Source organism: Stenotrophomonas sp. CFBP 13724 (assembly GCF_014841975.1).
In the GTDB taxonomy this organism is placed as follows: Bacteria; Pseudomonadota; Gammaproteobacteria; order Xanthomonadales; family Xanthomonadaceae; genus Stenotrophomonas; species Stenotrophomonas lacuserhaii.
The window spans coordinates 274512-290012 of record NZ_JACYUW010000003.1 but is presented as its reverse complement, the minus strand read 5'-3'; the positions used below and the strand labels follow the sequence as shown (position 1 = coordinate 290012).

The window sequence follows — 15501 nt, the reverse complement described above, 5'->3', positions numbered from 1 at the left end:
GGCCGATCAGAAATCGGCGCGGATACCGAGACTGACGCGGCGACCGGAGAACTCGTACTGGGTCGGGAACGATTTATCGATCGTGAAGCCTGAGGTCTCTTCGTCGAACACGTTGATCGCATCCAGGCTCAGTTTCCAGGTGTCGTTCAGGCGGAAGCCGATCGACGCGTCGGTCTGGCCGTAGGCATCGCGGTACACCGGGTACATGTTGAGATGGATGTACTCCACGTACTTGTCCTTGTAGTTGTAGGACACGCGCGCGTCGAAGCGATCATTCTCGTAGTACAGGGTGAAGTTGTACGCCTTCTCGGCCAGGCCCTCCGGCGGAGTGGGGATGTCCAGGTCCGATGCGCCGGTCAGCGTGTTGTCCAGCTGGGTGTAGTTGGCATTGATGCCCCAGCCTTCCAGCGCCGGGTGCAGCATCGACAGCGGCAGCTGCGCGACCAGTTCCACGCCGGTGACCTTGTAGGACCCATCGGCATTGACCGGCTGGTAGACCTCGAAGTCGTAGTAGCCATCCAGCGACCCGTTGGCGTTGAGCTTCTCCACGTTCGGCACGATGCCGGTCAGTTCCTGGCGGACCACGCCGTCGATCTTCTTGGAGAAGTAGGAAGCAGACAGCAGGCCGCCGTTTTCCAGGTACTTCTCCAGGCCGATCTCCCACTGCCTGGCGGTGGTCGGCTTCAGCGCCGGGTTGCCGTCCATGAAGCGGAAGCTGGACCAGCTGACGGTGCGGCGGTAGGCGATGTCGGTCAGCGACGGACGCATCAGCGTTTCCGACGCCGCCGCGCGCAGCACCAGTCCATCGGCGATTTCAGCGGTCATGTTGAAGCTGGGCAGCAGGTCGCTGTAGTCGCCGCTGCTGGAAATCGGCGTGGGCGTGTAACCGCTGCTGCCATCGGCGTTCTGCACCGGGTGGAAGCCGGCCGAATCGACCTTCGTGTCGATCGAACGCACGCCCAGGTTGGCGTACACCGGCACCGTGCCGATGTCGAAGTAGAAGTCGGTCATGGCATACAGCGCCAGGGTTTTTTCATCGACCTGGTAGAACTGGCCGTTATCCAGCGGGGTGGTGAAACCCGCATAGCGGAACGTGTTGCGAGCGTAGCTGTTGGACACCTGCTGCCAGTCCAGGTTGCTCGGCTCGTAGCCGCCGCCGGGCACGATGTCGCTGATCCAGCCGGGATTGCTGTCGGCCAGCGTGCGGGTGTTCACCCATGCTGCGCTGCCGGCCGTCGGGCCCTGGATCTTGGTGTTGCCGAACTCGCGGTCCTTGGATTTGTCGGTGTAACGCGCACCGAACTTGACGCTGGTCAGGGCCGGGAAGAACGCCAGTTCCATCGAGCGGCGGAAGTCCAGCTGCGCGGCGTACTTGTCGTCCTTCACGTGCTCGATTTCGGTCTCATAGGCTTCGAACAGGTACTTCTCCGGAGAGTTGTACATGTCGAAGCCGTTGGACGCCGCGCTGGCCAGTGTCTCGCCGCCATTGGCGGTCCAGCGCGTGCGCGACGGTGCGTAGGCCACGTGCTTGAGGTTGGCGTAGTCCGAATCACGGCGCGCGCCGGAGTAGCCGACCAGTGCATCGATGTCCCAGCCGCCCACGGTCCAGTCCAGCTTGGTGCTGAACTGCCGGTAGTCGGTGTTGGCGAAGCGTTCCTTGCTCAGGATTTCATGCTGGGTGGCGGTGTAGGACACATCGCGCAGGACCACCATGCCGTAGCGCGACAATGTGTCGGCGTCGTAATCGTGGATGGTGTCCAGGGTGCTGCGGCTGGACGCCGAATAGGCCGCCGCATCGTATTCGTCTTCGTGGGTGTCGTAACCACCGAGCATCGCATCGAAGCTCAGCGAGAACGCTTCGCTCGGCTTGAACTGCAACGAGGCGGTCGCGCCCCACTGGTCCTGCTCGTTGAGGTAGATGCGATCACCGACCTTGTCCTGGAAGATGATCCGGTTGGTCTCGTCCTTGTCCATGCGGTTGCCGACGACGATGCCTGCATCGCGCGCCAGCACCGCGGCCGCCTGCGAACCGCGGGTGCCGGACGCTTCCAGGAAACGGCCCATCGGACGGAAGTTGATGCCGGAATTGGAGTCGGTACGATTGGTGCGCTTGGCCTTGGAGAACGACACCAGTCCGCCCCAGTCGCCCCACGTATCACTGGCCAGGAAAGAGATCTTCGGATCGTTCTTGCCGTTGATCGAATTGTTGGCCACTTCGGCCGAGGCGCTGAACTTGGGCTCGGCATAGTCGAACGGCTTGGCGGTTTCGATGTACACCGAACCGGCGATGCCGCCTTCTTCGTCGGCCGCGGTCGGCGACTTCTGCACGGTCACGGTCTGCACCACGTCCGAGGCGAAGATGTCGAACTGCACATCGCGTCCGCCACTGCCCGAGGCAGTAGCGAGGTTGTTGATCGAGACGTGGGTGAACTCGGACGGCAGGCCGCGCACGCTGACCTTGCTGCCCAGCCCCTTGTTGCGTTCGATGGTCACGCCCGGCATGCGCTGCAGCGCTTCGGCCAGGTTCTGTTCCGGGAAGTCGGCCACGTCGGTGGCGACGATGGAATCGGAGAAGCCGATGTTGCTGCGTTTGAGGTCAACCGCGCGCTCCAGGCTCTTTGCGTAGCCGCCGGTCACCACCACCGTATCCAGCTGCTGCATCGCGGCGTCACTGCCGGCGGGCGCAGCTTCCTCTGCCAATGCCTGCAGGGGCAGCGTGGCGATGCCACTGATCAGGACGGCGCGCACGGCGCGGGACAAAAGCTTCGCATGGGGGACGCGCGTCGGCGTCTCCCGGAGGGTATTGCGCATCGGATGGTCCCCATTGCCCTGTGAGTTCGTGCCGCGCGCCCATGCGATGGTTCGCACAAGGCCCCTGCGCGGCCGTGCCGGTAACCGGCGGACATAGAGACTAGAGGGGAATTGTTAAGCCTTTGTTGCGGTGCGCAAACGGCGTGCGCCCAGCCACAGGCCGGCGCCGAGCTGCAGCGGTAGGGAAACCACGAGCAGCACCACGAACCAGCGCGGGAACTCGTTGCCCATGTCCCACGCCGCCCACAACGAGGCGACCGCCAGCAGCAACCAGAGGGCCACGCCGTGCGAACGCGGCCAGCATGGCGCGTGGTAGCTGGCGAAGGCCACCGCGGCGATGCCGCCGAGCACGGTGAACGCCAGGTCCCAGCCCAGCTGCACCGCGCCGCCGGGGTGCACACCGATCAACGGCGGCAACCAGCTGGCCACGGTGGTGACCAGCACCAGCGCAAGCAGCGCACCGCCCAGCGCAAGCAGGGAAAACAGGAAGGTTTTGAACATCGCCATGCGGCCAGTGTAGAGCCGACTTCAGTCGGCTGCTCTGGATGCTGCCCTGGTAGCGCCGAGCCACGCTCGGCGAGCGAAGCGGAAAGCAGAAGCATGACGGCCAGCGGCCGTCACTACCGGGTAGGGTCATGCATTCGCCCTGTTCCCGCTGCGCGCGCCGAGCATGGCTCGGCGCTACCGAGGCAGGTCAGCTCGCCAGCACCGATGCCTGGCGGGCCAGTTCTTCGATCGCCGCCCAGTCGCGGCTCTGCAGCAGCGCGGCGGTGGTCAACCACGAACCGCCCACGCACAGCACATTGGGCAGGTGCAGGAACTGCGGCGCGGTCTGCACGCTGATGCCGCCGGTGGGGCAGAAGCGCACATCGGCGAACGGACCGGCCCACGCAGCCAGCAACGGCGCACCGCCAGCCTGCACCGCCGGGAAGAACTTGAACGTATCCAAGCCCTGCTCCAGCCCGTGCATCAGTTCGGACGAGGTCGCCACGCCCGGCAGGAACGGCAGGTCGGTGTCGCGCGCGGCCGCGTACAGCCGATCGGTCGCGCCCGGCGATACCGCGAAGCGCCCGCCGGCTTCCTTCACCGCCTGCATCTGCGCGGCGGTCAACACGGTGCCGGCGCCGATCACCGCATCCGGCACGGCTTCAGCCATGGCCTTGATCGCTTCCATCGCGCGCGGCGTGCGCAGGGTGACTTCCACCACCGGCAGGCCACCGCGGAACAGGGCCTGGGCGACCTGCACCGCATCGTCCACGTCACCGGGGGTGAACACCGGGATCACCGGTGCAAGTTTCAGTACCGCGCGAACGCGCGGATCAGCGCCTGACATCAAAACGCTCCTCGCCCACCAGGGCCAATACATCAGCTTCGCTGACGGGATTGAAATCGCCGGGGATCGAATGCTTGAGGCCACCGGCGGCCAAGCCGAAGCGCACGGTGGCGTCGGCATCGAAGCCGCGCATGATGCCATGCAGGATGCCGGCAGCGAACGCATCACCGCCGCCGATGCGGTCGACGATGCCCTGCAGCTGGCGCACCGGTGCCTGTGCCCGCGTGCCATCGCGGCCGATCAGCAGCGCGCCCAGTGCGTGGTGGTCAACGCTCAGCGCCTGGCGCTGCGTGCAGGCCATCCACTGCAGCTGCGGGAAGGCGGCGAACGCCGCGGCGGCGGCAGCTTCCACGCGGGCGACCACGTCGTCCTGCGCGAAGGGCTGGCCGAGCACCACTTCGATATCGCGGTAATCGGCGAAGACGATGTCGGCCTGGGCGAACAGCTCGCGCAGGATGGCCTTGGCATCGCCGCCCCAGCGCTGCCACAGCTTGGGCCGGAAGTTGCCATCGAAGGACACCTTGACCCCCTGCGCACGTGCCGCGCGTGCGGCCGCCAGCGTGGCCTGGGCCACATCGGCGCCGAGTGCCGGGCTGACCCCGGACAGGTGCAGCCAGTCCGCGCCCTGCAGCAGCGTCGGCCAGTCGTAGTCGGCGGCGGTACTGAGCGCAAAGGCCGAATCGGCACGGTCATAGACCACCTCGCTGGCACGCTGCACCGCGCCGGTGGTGAGGAAGTACAGGCCCATGCGGCCATCCGCCTGCAGGCGCACCCCACGGGTATCCACGCCATGGCGGCGCAGTTCGCCCAGCGCATGCGCGCCCAGCGGATTGTCGGCCACCGTGCTGGCCATCGCCACTTCATGGCCGAAGTGCGCCAGCGAGACCCCTACGTTGGCCTCGGCGCCACCTACGTGTACGTCCAGGCGCGGCGACTGCAGCAGCAGCTCGTTGCCCGGTGCACCCATCCTCAACAACAGTTCCCCGAAACAGACCACTCGACTCATCAGATGTCCTCGTTGCCCGGACTGCAGCATCGCGTTGCTGCCCGCCGGAGGGAACCACGCACCCCGCGTGGCTCTTGGCTATCGGTGTCATTCTAGCCCTCGGGACCGCCGCGTCTACCCGCACCCGCTGTCGAAGTCATTGTCCCGCAAGCCTCTGCGGGACATCGCCAATCTGTTGCGGTGCAAGATGCCCGATCCTGAAGGTGCTGTTAACGTCCGCCCTGACCAGCGGTGTCATCTTGCTGACACCGCGTTGTGAACCAGACCTTTGGGAGAGGGAAAGGCCATGAATTCTCGTAGCAACCGCAAAAAGACACCGGTTACCTTGCTGGCCGTGTCCATCGGTCTGGCGCTCACCGCCCCCGCCGTCGCGCAGCAGGCCGGAAGTGATCCTGCCACCAACCTGGACACCGTGACCGTCACCGGCTACCGCGCCAGCGTGGAGAAGGCGCTGGACATCAAGCGCGGCGAAGCCGGCGTGGTCGATGCCATCGTCGCCGAAGACATCGGTAAGTTCCCGGACCTCAACCTGGCCGAATCGCTGCAGCGCATCCCCGGCGTGGTGATCACCCGCGATGGCGGCGAAGGCCGCAGCATCTCGGTGCGTGGCCTGGGTCCGGACTTCACCCGCGTGCGCATCAACGGCATGGAAGCGCTGGCCACCGTCGGTGCCGGCGACCAGAGCGGCGGCACCAACCGTGGCCGTGGATTCGACTTCAACGTGTTCGCCTCGGACCTGTTCTCGCAGCTGATCGTGCGCAAGACCGCTTCGGCCGATGTCGAAGAGGGCTCGCTTGGCGCCACCGTCGACCTGCGCACCGCGCGGCCGTTCGACTATGAAGGCTTCACCTTCGCCGCCAGCGGTCAGGCCAGCTACAACGACATGGCGCAGAAGGCCGACCCGCGCATGGCGGCGTTGATCTCCAACACCTTCGCCGACGGCACCTTCGGTGCATTGCTGTCGGTGGCCTACTCCGAGCGCCAGGCGCTGGAAGAGGGTTCCAACACCGGCCGCTGGGCCAATGGCCCGAGCAATGGGGGCTTCGCTGCCAGCTCGCCGTTCGCTGCTGCGCGGGGTGCCGACGTCTTCCACCCGCGCTTCCCGCGCTACGTGCAGATGGAGCACAAGCAGGAACGCCTGGGCGTCACCGGCTCGCTGCAGTGGAAGCCGACCGATCGTACCGAAGTGTCCCTGGATGCGCTGTACTCCAAGATCGACGCCGACCGCGACGAGCACTACATCGAAGCGATTTCCTTCAGCCGCTCCGGCGCCGGCAAGCCGCAGACCATCGTGCGCGATGGTGAAATCCGCAACAACGCGCTGGTCTACGGCGCGTTCGACAACGTGGACATCCGCAGCGAGAACCGCCACGACGAGTGGAGCACCGATTTCAAGCAGGTCAGCCTGAACCTGGACCACCGCTTCAGCGATGCGTTCTCGATCACCGGCAAGCTGGGTACCTCGCGCTCGTCGCACGAGAACCCGGTGCAGACCACCATCATCATGGACAAGTTCGATGTTGATGGGTACAGCTACGATTACCGTGGCAACAAGAACATGCCGATCCTCAACTACGGCGTCGATCCGACCAATCCGAACGGCTGGACCCTGGCTGAAATCCGCCTGCGTCCGCAGTCGGTGGACAATGATTTCGACACCGCGCAGCTGGATTTCAACTGGAACATCAGCCCGGGCTTCCGCCTGAAGGGTGGCGTGCTGGCCAAGGATTACAGCTTCAACACCGTGGAACTGCGCCGCGCCAGCGAATTGGCCGTGCCCACCTTCCCGGGTAGCGGGCTGATCGTGCCGCCGGCATACACCCAGCAGGAAGGCCTGAAGGGCATCGCCGGCAGTCCGTCCAACTGGGTGGTACCGAACCTGGACGCCGTGGCCGACCTGTTCGACATCTACAGCAACACCGGCACCTTTGCCGTCGCACCGCGACTGAACAACAGCCGCAGCGTGGAAGAGAAGGACCGCGGCGTGTGGCTGATGGGCGAGTTCTCCACCGATCTGGGTTCGATCCCGCTGTCGGGTAACTTCGGCGTGCGCTACGTGGAGACCAAGCAGGAATCCAACGGCTACGCCACCGTCGGCGGCGTGCCGGTGCTGACCACCAGCAACCGCAAGTACGATGACACCCTGCCCTCGTTCAACCTGGTCGCCGAAGTGGCGCCAGACTTCCTGATCCGCCTCGGCGCGGCCAAGGTGATGACCCGTCCGGGCCTGGGCAACCTGACCCCCGGCGTGACCGTGGCGGTGGCCGGCGGCGCACGCACGGTGGCCGGCGGCAACCCGAACCTGGATCCGATCCGCGCCACCAACGTCGACCTTGGTTTCGAGTGGTACTTCAACGAAGGTGCGATGCTCGGCCTGGGCCTGTTCTACAAGGACATCGAGTCCTTCGTGCAGACCACCCGCGACGTGCGCCCGTATTCCACCAGCGGCCTGCCGGCCAGCCTGCTGGACGGCACCGGTGCCACGGTCAACGATGAGTTCACCTTCAGCATTCCGCTCAACACCCCCGGCGGCGAACTGCATGGCGTGGAAGCGAACTACACCCAGCCGTTCACCTTCCTGCCGGGCAAGTGGTCCAACCTGGGCGTGCAGCTGAACTACACCTGGGTGGAATCGAAGATCCAGTACCTCAACGGCCAGGGCCAGGCGGTGATGAAGAACGACCTGACCGGCCTGTCGCCCACCTCGTGGAATGCCACGCTGTTCTACGAAGGAGAGGTCTGGTCCGGCCGCGTCTCGGCGACCAACCGCGACGACTACCTGACCCAGGCACCGGGCCAGGAAACCGGCTTCAACCTGGACGGCGTGCACGGCATGACCGGCACCACGATGATCGACGCCTCGCTGCGCTACAAGATGAGCGACCAGCTGGAGCTGACCCTGGAAGGCGTCAACCTGACCAACGAAGCGTCCGACGAGTGGGTTCGTTCGCCGCTCACCGGCCAGCTGCCGCTGCAGTACACCGAAACCGGCCGCCAGTTCCTGCTCGGCGTCCGTTACAAGTTCTGATGACCCACCCGGCGGCGTGCCAGCCACGCCGCCGTCCGGTGCAACGCCCAACGTACCCGCCACCGTGGCGCTCCTGCTGCGGCGCAAGATGCTGCGCCGTGGTCGGCTTTGCTACGTTCCGGTGACCTGCGGTGTCAGCAAGACGTTGCGCCGAGGCAATGGACCGGTGGAGGCCGGTTCATCGCCTGCAGTGAACACGCACGTTTCGAGGACACCCTGGGAGGGGCATACAACATGGATCTGTCATACCCACGCCACCGTGCCGGCCCTGCGCCGCTCAGCCTGCTGGCGCTGTCGATCGGCCTGGCGCTGGCCAGCACGGCCAGCGCGCAGCAGACCCCGGAAGCAGCCGCCAGCGGCCCTGCCGCCGTCGACCTGGACAAGGTGGAGGTCAAGGCAACCTACCGTGAGAGCCTGCAGCAGTCCTTGGATGAAAAGCGCTATAGCGTCGAACAGGTCGATGCCATCTACGCCGAAGACATCGGCAAATTCCCCGACCTCAACCTAGCCGAGTCGATGCAGCGCATCGCCGGCGTCTCCATCGACCGCGAAGGCGGCGAGGGACAGCAGATCTCGGTGCGCGGCCTGGGCTCGGACTTCACCCGCGTGCGCATCAACGGGCTGGAAGCCCTGTCCACTGCCGGCAGCGGCACCACCGGGGTCAACCGCAGCCGCGGCTTCGACTTCAATACGTTCGCCTCCGAACTGTTCAGCCGGGTCAAGGTCAGCAAGACCCAGTCGGCGCAGACCGACGAAGGCTCGCTCGGCGCCACGGTCGACCTGCGTGCCTCGCGCCCGTTCGATTTCGAGGGCTTCCAGGCCTCGCTCAATGGCCAGTACGGCTTCAATGAACTGTCACGCAGCAAGGATCCGCGCGTGTCGGCGCTGCTCAGCAACACCTGGGCCGATGGCCGCTTCGGCGCACTGATGTCGGTGGCCTACAGCCGACGCACGATCTTCGAGGAAGGCTACAACCCGGTGCGCTGGGAGCACGGCAACCACCGCAACTCGAACCAGGCCACGGCCAACAACAACGGTACCTACGGCTTCTGCAGCCCGGTGGGCTATGACCCGCAGACGCCGCGCAACCCGCTGGCCAATGAAACCGCCGCCGGCGTCGGCAGCGCGGCCAACCAGGCGCGCAGCAACGGCTGGGGCAGCTACGGAATCGATGCCACCCATTGCGGCACCGGGCTGGACCGTCCTGCCGCCACGGCGGAGAACATCGCCGCCTACGAAACCGCGACCAATGCGTGGATCCCGCGCTACCCGCGCTATATCCGCACCGAGCACGACATCGAGCGGCTGGGCGTGACCGGTGCGCTGCAGTTCAAGTTCAGCGACGACAGCCTGCTCAACCTGGACATGATGTATTCGAAGCTGGACAAGGACCAGCGCGAGGACTCGCTCGGCGCCAACCTGCACCGCACCGCGCAGTACGGTGGCAAGACCCAGATCGCGGTCCGCGACGCGCAGGTGGATGACCGCAACCGGCTGGTCTACGGCGTGTTCGACAACGTCGACTTCCGTACCGAATCCACGTCGATCGAAGAGAGCACCGAGTTCAAGCAGGTCAGCCTGGAATTCGAGCACCGCTTCAACGATGCGGTGCGCTTGGACGCGCTGGTCGGCCATTCCGCGTCCAGCTTCGAGCGCCCGGTGTTTTCGATGGTCAGCTTCGACAACAGCAACCTGGACGGCTTCGTGTTCGATGCACGCAACAACGCCAGCCTGCCATCGATGAGCTTCCCGTTCGCACTGAACGACCCCAACGCCTGGCAGTGGCTGGGCTACGGCACCGCACCGGTGAACGCCAACGGCACCGCACGCGGCAGCAACATCAGTGAAGTGCGCTTGAATCCGAACTATGTCGACAACCAGTTCGACACCGCCAAGATCGACCTGACGTTCAACATATCGCCGACCTTCTCCCTGCGTGGTGGCCTTGCCTACAAGGACTACGACATGAGCACGCAGGAGTACCGCAACATCAGCTACGGCCGGCTGGCGCAGGCGCTGCCCGGCGGCACCGGCATCGGCGATCTGAGCAGCACCCTGGACGGCTTCGGCAAGGGCCTGGACACCGCCACCCCGTCGAGCTGGCTGATCCCCGATTTCAAGCGCGTCGCCGAGCTGCTGGACATCTATTGCAACTGCGATACCGGCAGCCTGGGCGGTGACTACCGGCTGGCCGGCGTGGGCCACTTCGGTTCGTCGAACAACAACTTCGACGTCAACGAGAAGAGCTACGCCAGCTACCTTCAGCTGGATTTCAATACCGAACTCTGGGACCGGCCGTTCCGCGGCAACATCGGCCTGCGCTACGTACAGACGCAGATCACCGCCGACGGCTACGCGCCCTGCCAGGCCGCCAGCGCCGGCGACCTGTCTTCTGCGTGCCAGCCGTTCCTGGGCGTGGCCAGCGCCACCGCCGATGCCGGCGAGCGGCTGCTGGTCGGCACCCGCGTGGGCCACCAGTACGACGACTGGCTGCCCTCGTTGAACGTGGCCTGGGACGTGACCGACAGCGTGGTGCTGCGCTTCGGTGCGGCCAAGACCATGGCCCGCCCCACCCTGTCCAACCTGTCGCCCAGCGTCAGCGGCGGCCCGTCCGCTTTCCTGGATGAAGACCGTTACTACTCCATCAACCTGGGCAACCCGAAGCTGGATCCGTTCCGCTCCACCAACTACGACCTGAGCGCGGAGTGGTATTTCAAGGAAGGCGCGCTGCTGTCGGCGGCGGTGTTCTACAAGGACATCGAGACCTACGTGCAGCGCACCCGCCTGCTGACCACGTGGGGCGACATGGGGTATTCGCTGGACCTGCTGCCGGCCGGCTTCAGCCCCAGCACGCTGTTCAACGTGCAGAGCTACTTCAATACCCCCGGCGGCCCGTTGAAGGGCTACGAGCTGACCTACCAGCAGCCCTTCAGCTTCCTGCCCGGCTTCTGGAAGAACTTCGGCGTCCAGCTCAACTACACCCATGTGGATTCGAAGATCCAGTACCTGTTCAGTTCCGGCAGTGGCAACACCATCGTCACCACGTACACCGAAAACGACCTGCTGAACCTGTCGCCGAACTCGTACAACGCCACGCTGTACTACGACGACGGCCGTTTCAGCGCCCGTGTTTCCACCAGCTACCGCGATGCGTACATCAACCAGATCCTGGCGCAGGAAAACGTCTGGGACCTGGATGGCAACCTGCTCGCCACCGCCGATGTCACCGGCAAGTACAGCGTGGAGAACGTGGATTTCAACATGTCGTGGAAGTTCAACAAGCAGCTGACCGTCAGTTTCGAGGCGATCAACCTGCTGGACACCGCCGACGAGCGCTACGTGGATTCGGCGCTGTCCCTGCCCGACCGTTACACCCAGACCGGCCGCCAGTACTACCTCGGCCTGCGCTACAAGTTCTGATCGCCGCACCGCCCTTGCACCGCCCTGTCGTCGCCCGCTGTTGAAAGGAAGGTTCCATGCCGCACCGCTCCGCTGCCGTCGCCCGCCTGCCCCGTCGCCACCTGCTGGCGCTGGCCACCGCACTGTTCGCTGCGCCGGTGCTCGCTGCCGACCCGCCAACGCTGCTGTTCCATGTCGACGCCAACCACGGCCTGCAGGCGGAAGTGGCGCGGGGTGAAGCGATACCGAACTTCCGCGACAAGGTGGCGGTGGTCCAGGATGGTGCACGCGGCAAGGCGATCCAATGGCAGGACGACGGCGTGCTGTCCTGGGATGCACCGGGCAACATCCTGGCCCAGCGCGGCACGCTGGCCTTCGACTGGCGGCCGCGCTACGCCGTGGGCGAAGCGCCGTTCGTGATCTTCCGCGTGGGCTACGCCGACCACAGCAGCTGGGACATGGCGTGGCTGCGCATCGACTGGAACGGGCATGGCTTCGATGCGTTCGTCACCGATGCCAACCTGGCGCGCACCCGCGTGTCGTTCAAGATGCCGCAGGCACCGCGTGCCGACCAGTGGCTGCACCTGGCGTTCGGCTGGGACGAAGACCATGGCGTGCGCCTGTTCGTGGACGGAAAGGAGGTCGCGCGGGCCGAGGCCACCGCCGATTACGATGCCGCGCTGGACCAGCTGGGGCTGGCCGGACGGGTGATGGCGCCCTACCAGGTGCAGAGCCGTTACAACTTCCTGCGGGGCAGTGATTTCCAGCACATCCGCGTCTACGACCAGCTGCTGGACGGTCCTGCCGTGGCCGCGCTGGCACAGGGCAAGGCAGCGGCCAGCGCGGTTGCCGGCACGACAGACGAGCGCGCATGGCGGCAGCGCTTCGGCTGGGAAGGCGCGGCACCCCCGGCGCTGGCGGCCGACCGAACGCGCATCCGCAAGGTGGAGTTCGCCGATACCAAGGACCTCAAGCAGTGGATGTGGAAGGCCACCGACGGCATCGCCGAAACCACCTGGCCGGGCGTCTACAACCGCTCGCGCCTGCCCGGCCGCAACGATTATTTCCAGCTGCCGGACTGGAATACCTACGTGGAGGGCGGCCAGCACCTGGACCTGACCCTGCCGGCGGGTGAAACGGTGAACCGCATCGAAGTGCGGGGCGCGGCGTTCGGTTCGCTCGCCCATGGCAGCGATGCCGCCAATGCCGGCACGGTGCTGATGCAGCGCCCGCGCGGCGTGGTGCGCAGCGTGGACGACATTCCTGCCCAGCAGGGCGGCGTGCTGCGCTTTTCCAACGTGGAACAGGAAACGCCGATCCAGGAGATCTGGGCGTACCACGTGGACGCCGGCGCCGAGCCCGAAGGCAGCGTCAAGCAGACGTATCGGGTGGACAGTCAGGCGCTGCCGGACTACACCAACCTGGACAGCCTTCGCCATTACATCCAGGGGCGCTACCCGGCGGCCGAACGCAGCGTGGTGATGGCCCTGCCCAAGGGCGCCGGTTCACGCCGTCGCGGCGCCGACAGCCTGCCCGCGCAGCCACGACCGATCGTGCACGTGCTGATTCCTTCCGGGGTGGGCGATGCACCGGCCAACCAGCCGCTGATCCGCAGCTGGGCGCACAGTTGGGAAAACATGCACGACGGCCTGGACGGCGTGGCCATCGACCTGCCCGCGCTGGACCTGCCGGCCACGCACGACGGGCTGATCCCGCTCAACATCCGCATCAAGGATCCGATCTGGCCGGCACGCGACATGATCGATGTGTCGGTATCGGTGCAGCCGGGCAAGAAGCGCACGCTGTGGCTGGACCTGCGCGACCGCATCCTCACCGCCGACAGCCTGTGGCTGAGCATCGCTTCGGCCGCGCCGGGCTTCGATGCGGGCGCGCTCGACGGCGCCGAAATCCGCATGGTGTTCAAGCCCCGCCAGCAGGCCATTGCCGAACATGTCGCCGACCGCTTCAACCAGGTACGCGACAACTGGGGCTTCCTGGTCGAAGAGCACACCACGTCCAAGCGCCAGCGCCTGTATGCGCGCGTGTACGCCGACCTCAGCGACCTGCTGCGGGTGGACCCGGACCACGAGCTGGGCCGCCTGTACTGGAACTACATCAGCTACAACAGCCAGGGCAAACCGCCGTTCACCGCGCCGGCCGTGCCCAAGGGCGTGCCGGCGTGGGCCTTCAACCAGGTCCAGGACCTTGCCCATGTGCGCCGCTTCATCGACTGGTGGATCGACCACCGGCAGGTCGCCTATGGCGATTTCGGCGGCGGTATTTCCGATGACTCCGACCTCACCCAGCAGTGGCCCGGGCTGGCCCTGATGGGCGTGCAGCCGGACCGCCTGAATGCCTCGCTGACCGCGCTGTCCGACGCGGTGTACCGCAATGGCATGTTCAGCAACGGCCTGAGCACGATCGAGACCGATGAACTGCATGCCTACGAAGAAGGCATCAACACCAACAGCGCCATGTTGTACCTCAACTGGGGCGATCCGCTGACCGTGGAGCGCCTGATGGAAACGGTCAAGGCGTTCCAGGAGAAGATCATCCTGCCCAACCCGCAGGGCCACCTGCTGTTCTCCAGCAACTGGTTCGGCGGCAACAAGGTCTACCGCGAACCGAACTGGCAGTGGCAGAAGCCGTATTCGTTCCCGGTGCTGCATCCGGCCTTCCTGCTCGGCCAGTTCAATGCCGATCCGAACAGCCGGCGGCTGGTCACCGGCCTGGCCGATGGCTACCTGGCGCACGCCTATACCGATGACAAGGGGCGTTGGGCACTGCCGAACGAGATCAACTGGGCCACCGGGCAGACCCGCGGCGGCGAGCTCAACAACGGCTCCGGCAGCGGCGACATCATGCACACCTTCTGGGCCGCATGGCGCTGGAACGGTGATGACAAGTACCTGAAGGCGCTGGACTACCGGGTGGAACGTGGCGGTCCTGGCGCGCTGTCCAACCTGGGCGAGAACTACGTGGAGGTGCTGGGCCGGCAGCAGGACTGGTACCCGAAGCTGACCGCCGACGCGAAGGATGGCAAGACCGGTTTCGCCAGCCTGATGGCCTGGCAGGCCAGTGGCGATACCGCGTACATCGAGGCCCTGCACGCCGATGGCATCCAGGCCAAGGCGCAGCGCGAGTACATGAACACCGAAGGCCACTGGTGGTCGGACCGGGTGGAAGCGCCGAGCGAGTTCCTGCAACGCGCGCGGCTGGGCGGCATCGCGCTGAAGCGCAACCAGAGCTGGCCGGGGCATACGGTGAGCTGGCGCTTCGACCGCGATGAAGCAGCCGAACAGGTGGCACTGCTGGTGCATGCGCCGTCACGCGAGCGCTTCACCGTGACCAGCCATAACCTGGCCAAGCGGGTGATCCATGCCGACATGACCGGCTGGAACGTGGCCAGCGGCACCTGGCGGGTGCGCAGCGGCGTGGATGCCGATGGAGACGGACGCATTGATGGCACGCCGCGCGAGCGCGAGTTCGTGCTTGAGAGCAGCGCCAGCACCGCGCTGCAGTTCCAGCCGGGTCGCACCGAAGTGTTCGAGTTCGAACGGGTGCGCGCCGGTACCCCGGTGGAGCAGCGTGCCGACCTGGGCGTAGGCCGTGGCGACGTGCGGGTGGATGGCCGCCAGGTGCATGTCACCGTGCACAGCCTGGGCCATGTGGCCACCGGCGTGGGCGTGGCGGTGCTGGAGGATGCACGCGGCCGCGAGATCGCCCGGATCGAGGTCCCGGCCATGGACGCGCCGCTGGACCTGCAGCCGAAGACCACCACCGTCAGCCTGCCGCTGCCGGCCGGTGAGCGCAGCGGACTGCGCGTGCGGGTGGGATTGGCAGACGACGGCGAAGAAGTCACCCGTCTGAACAACACCGTGGCGCTGCCGTGAGCGGCGTGACGGCCGCTGGCCGTCATCGCTG

Annotated in this window: 7 protein-coding genes; 3 read left to right on the top strand and 4 right to left on the bottom strand. The window is 65.9% G+C overall.

The window, feature by feature from the left end; all coding sequences use genetic code 11:
• Positions 1-6 precede the first annotated feature (6 nt).
• The 4 genes from IFT63_RS14785 to IFT63_RS14770 all read right to left on the bottom strand — a co-directional run bounded on the left by IFT63_RS14785 (position 7) and on the right by IFT63_RS14770 (position 5150).
• Complete coding sequence (locus IFT63_RS14785) at positions 7-2748, bottom strand: TonB-dependent receptor (protein ID WP_342450502.1); 2742 nt, start codon at positions 2746-2748, stop codon at positions 7-9.
• Positions 2749-2925: 177 nt separating this feature from the next.
• The gene (locus tag IFT63_RS14780) at positions 2926-3318 is read right to left on the bottom strand and encodes a hypothetical protein (protein WP_192084904.1); all 393 of its coding nucleotides are present in this window, start codon (positions 3316-3318) and stop codon (positions 2926-2928) included.
• A 187-nt stretch (positions 3319-3505) separates the two neighbouring features.
• Positions 3506-4144: a bifunctional 4-hydroxy-2-oxoglutarate aldolase/2-dehydro-3-deoxy-phosphogluconate aldolase gene (eda, locus tag IFT63_RS14775; protein WP_192084902.1), complete on the bottom strand. Its 639-nt coding sequence runs from the start codon at positions 4142-4144 to the stop codon at positions 3506-3508.
• Positions 4131-5150 carry a sugar kinase gene (locus tag IFT63_RS14770; RefSeq protein ID WP_192084900.1) on the bottom strand — a complete coding sequence of 340 codons (1020 nt, stop codon included), beginning with the start codon at positions 5148-5150 and terminating at the stop codon, positions 4131-4133. Before IFT63_RS14770 ends, eda begins: the two co-directional genes overlap by 14 nt.
• 286 nt (positions 5151-5436) lie before the next feature.
• Here IFT63_RS14770 and IFT63_RS14765 point away from each other — a divergent pair, with 286 nt between their 5' ends.
• The 3 genes from IFT63_RS14765 (at position 5437) to IFT63_RS14755 (ending at position 15470) form a co-directional block, all read left to right on the top strand.
• The gene (locus IFT63_RS14765; protein WP_192084898.1) at positions 5437-8178 is read left to right on the top strand and encodes a TonB-dependent receptor; all 2742 of its coding nucleotides are present in this window, start codon (positions 5437-5439) and stop codon (positions 8176-8178) included.
• A gap of 234 nt (positions 8179-8412) precedes the next feature.
• Positions 8413-11598 carry a TonB-dependent receptor gene (locus IFT63_RS14760; RefSeq protein WP_042612118.1) on the top strand — a complete coding sequence of 1062 codons (3186 nt, stop codon included), beginning with the start codon at positions 8413-8415 and terminating at the stop codon, positions 11596-11598.
• Positions 11599-11654: 56 nt separating this feature from the next.
• Positions 11655-15470, top strand: a complete 3816-nt coding sequence (locus tag IFT63_RS14755) for a LamG-like jellyroll fold domain-containing protein (RefSeq protein ID WP_192084896.1) — start codon at positions 11655-11657, stop codon at positions 15468-15470.
• Positions 15471-15501 lie beyond the last annotated feature (31 nt).

Coding starts and splice junctions, on each gene's coding strand:
- IFT63_RS14780 (WP_192084904.1), bottom strand. CDS start 3,318: ATGGCGATGTTCAAAACCTTCCTGTTTTCCCTGCTTGCGCTGGGCGGT.
- eda (WP_192084902.1), bottom strand. CDS start 4,144: ATGTCAGGCGCTGATCCGCGCGTTCGCGCGGTACTGAAACTTGCACCG.
- IFT63_RS14755 (WP_192084896.1), top strand. CDS start 11,655: ATGCCGCACCGCTCCGCTGCCGTCGCCCGCCTGCCCCGTCGCCACCTG.
- IFT63_RS14770 (WP_192084900.1), bottom strand. CDS start 5,150: ATGAGTCGAGTGGTCTGTTTCGGGGAACTGTTGTTGAGGATGGGTGCA.
- IFT63_RS14760 (WP_042612118.1), top strand. CDS start 8,413: ATGGATCTGTCATACCCACGCCACCGTGCCGGCCCTGCGCCGCTCAGC.
- IFT63_RS14765 (WP_192084898.1), top strand. CDS start 5,437: ATGAATTCTCGTAGCAACCGCAAAAAGACACCGGTTACCTTGCTGGCC.